At 76.3% G+C, this 1,635-nt stretch carries 1 protein-coding gene; it reads left to right on the plus strand.

The annotated features are described in order from the left end of the window. Positions 1-1,635, plus strand: a 1,635-nt coding sequence (locus ACFV5N_RS27710) for a condensation domain-containing protein (RefSeq protein WP_385605261.1), incomplete at both ends; no start/stop codon positions are given.

Raw genomic sequence — 1,635 nt, forward strand, 5'->3', positions numbered from 1 at the left:
CGGCCGCCACGACAACTTCTTCGACCTCGGCGGCGACTCCATCCGCAGCATCCAGGTGCTGGGGCACGCCCGGGACGCCGGTGTGTCCTTCGCCCTCCAGGACCTTCTCGATCACCCCACCCCGGCCGGTCTCGCCGCCGCTGCCGCCCGGGCGTCGCGGGAGGACACGAGCGCCCTGCCCGCCGGACCGTTCGCCCTGCTGCCGGACGGGGACCGCGCCCTGCTGCCGGACGGGCTCGACGACGCCTACCCGATGGCGGAACTCCAGACCGGCATGGTCTACGAGCAGGAACGCTCCCCGGGCCGCAACCCGTACCATAACGTGGAAACCCTGCGGCTGGCCGGGCCGTTCGACGAGGCCGCCTTCCGTGCGGCCCTGGCGGCCGTCGTCGCCCGGCACCCCGTCCTGCGCACCTCCTTCGACCTCAACCGCTACTCCGAACCCCTCCAGCTCGTCCACACCCGGGCTACCACACCCCTGACCGTCACCGACCTGCGGGGCCTGGACGCGGCGGGCCAGGAGGCGGCGCTGGCCGAACTGGTCCGGGAGCAGCAGCGGGAGGCGCTGCCGCTGGACCGGGCGCCGCTGTGGCGGATGGCCGTGCACCTCCTCAGCGACGACGCCTTCCAGTGGACGATCACCGAACACCACGCCATCCTCGACGGCTGGAGCCTCGCCTCCACCCTCGCCGAGATCAGTGCCGGCTACCGCGCTCGCCAGGCGGGCCGGCACCCCCGGCCGGAGCCACCGCGCTCCACCTTCCGGGACTTCGTCGCCGCCGAGCGCGCGGCGCTCGCCTCGCCGGACAGTGAACGGTTCTGGCGGGAGCTGCTGGCCGACCGGCCCGATCCCGAGCTGCCCCGGGTGGGCGCGGCCGGTCTTCCGGCGGCGGCGCTGCGGCGGGTGCCGGGTGAGCGGCACCGCAGCGATACGGCGGCGGGCCGGGGCGCGCTGGAGACGCCGGTGGCGCCGGAGCTGACGACGGCGCTGGAGGCGTTCGCGCGGCGGGCCGGCGTGCCGTTCAAGTCGGTGCTGCTGGCGGCCCATCTGCGGGTGCTCGGCGTGGCCGGGGGGACGACGGATGTGGTGACCGGTCTGTCCTCCAACGGGCGGCTGGAGGAGGCCGACGCGGCGGAGGCGCGCGGGCTGTTCCTCAACACCCTGCCGTTCCGGATGCGGCTGCCCGGCGGCAGCTGGGCGGACCTGGCACGGGCCGTGCACGCGGCGGAGCGCGCGATGCTGCCGCACCGCCGGTATCCGATGGCGGCGATGCGCCGGAAGCTGGGCGGCGGGCCGCTGTTCGCGGCGGGCTTCGTGCACCACCACTTCCACCAGCTGGACGGTGCGCCGCTGGCCACGGGGGCGGCGGAGCAGCCGGTCGCCGGGGCGGGGTGGACGACGTTCCCGCTGCTGGTGTCGCTGAGCCGGGAGCCTGGGGCGGACGGGCTGCGGCTGGACCTGGAGTACGACGCCACCGAGCTGACGGCCGGGCAGGCCGGGTGGCTGCGGGAGGCGCACCTGCGGGCGCTGGAGGCGATGGCGGCCGCCCCGGAGGCGCCCTACGGCCCGGTGTCCCTGCTGCCGGCCGGGGAGCGGGAGCGGGTGGCCTCCTGGTCGGGTGGCGGGCGGACGTG

Origin of the sequence: Streptomyces sp. NPDC059853, from assembly GCF_042731495.1 — a bacterium.
Lineage (GTDB): Bacteria > Actinomycetota > Actinomycetes > Streptomycetales > Streptomycetaceae > Streptomyces.